Source organism: Pseudomonas sp. PS01270, from assembly GCF_029959775.1.
Classification (GTDB): Bacteria; Pseudomonadota; Gammaproteobacteria; order Pseudomonadales; family Pseudomonadaceae; genus Aquipseudomonas; species Aquipseudomonas atacamensis.
In genome coordinates this window covers 1-1,247 of sequence record NZ_JASCPT010000267.1, presented here as the reverse complement: position 1 = coordinate 1,247, position 1,247 = coordinate 1, and the positions used below count along the sequence as shown (strand labels likewise).

2 protein-coding genes are annotated in these 1,247 nt (G+C 54.0%); both read right to left on the bottom strand.

Translation table 11 applies throughout. The annotated features are described in order from the left end of the window. Nucleotides 1-40 precede the first annotated feature (40 nt). Entirely contained in the window at nt 41-877 is an 837-nt protein-coding gene (locus QMX86_RS28070) for an IS3 family transposase (RefSeq protein WP_041475818.1), read from the bottom strand. Continuing rightward, complete coding sequence (locus QMX86_RS28065; RefSeq protein ID WP_014337368.1) at nt 874-1,176, bottom strand: transposase; 303 nt, start codon at nt 1,174-1,176, stop codon at nt 874-876. Before QMX86_RS28065 ends, QMX86_RS28070 begins: the two co-directional genes overlap by 4 nt. Nucleotides 1,177-1,247 lie beyond the last annotated feature (71 nt).

The following is a 1,247-nucleotide window of genomic DNA, read 5'->3' as shown; positions in this document are numbered from 1 at the left end:
CTGAACTGGTCAAGTAATATTGGACACCAGTTAGGGTTTTTCAGGCCGCCATTTTCTCCATGGCGACCGGTGACCGGTAGTTGTTGTAGCTATGGAGTCTGGTGTTGTTGTAGCGCATTAGGTAGCGCTGCAAATCAACCCGGGCTTCGTACTCGGAGCGGTACCCCGCTTCAGGTACCCACTCCGATTTCAGACTTCCAAAGAAACGCTCCATCGGTGCGTTGTCCCAACACTCTCCCTTGCGACTCATGCTCTGCCTCAGCCCGTGCGCTAGCAGCTCATTCCTGAATTTATGGCTGGTGTACTGGCAGCCTTGATCGGAGTGAAACAGCACGTCTTTAGGTCTGCCTCGCAACTCAACGGCCATTCGTAAGGCCTCACAGGTCAGTTCCGCATCCGAGATCATTGAAAACGCCCAACCCACCAGTCGGCGGGCGAAGAGATCCAAAACCGCAGCGAAATACATCCACCGGGTGCCGACCTTGATATACGTGACATCGGCGCACCACACCTCATTGATTGATGTGACATCGAACTGGCGCTTGAGCACGTGCGGTGCGACCAAAGCCTCTACGCCTGATGATTTGTATTTATGGCGCCGGCGCTGACGGCTCGTCACTCCGGCTTCACGCATCAAACTACGAGCCATGTACCGCCCGACTCGATGTCCTTTGGCCTGTAGTTCCCGGGAAAGGGTGCGTGCCCCGGCCGATGCTCTCGATTCCTTATGATGCTCAACCAGCATGGCTTTGAGTTTCTCCCGCTCAGGACTCACCTTGCCTTGGCGCTGACGCCAGGCATAAAAGCTGCTGCGGCAAACATCAAACACACGGCAACAGTCGTTAACGCCGTATAGCTCTGCCAGCTCATTGATCAATGAGAATGATCTTTGGCGTCCAATAGCAGCAGAGCACTGGCTTTTTTTAGGATTTCAATATCCCGGTCTTTTTGCCTGAGCAAGGCTTTGAGTTCTTGAATCTCTCGGTGGTCAGCGGTAATCGCTTTGGCCCCCACCGGCGTTGTACCCAGGCGCTCTTTGCGAACCTGGGCGACCCAGCGACGCAACGCGGTAGGGCCGATGTCTAGACTGGCACAGACTTCGGGAACCGATATCCCCTCGTCCAATACCATGCCGACAGCCTTGAGTTTGAATTCAGTTGAATAAGAGTTACGCATATCCGAACACCTCAGATTTGGACGCCATCATAGCGCCTGATTGAAGTGTCCAAAATCATTAGGCCAGTTCA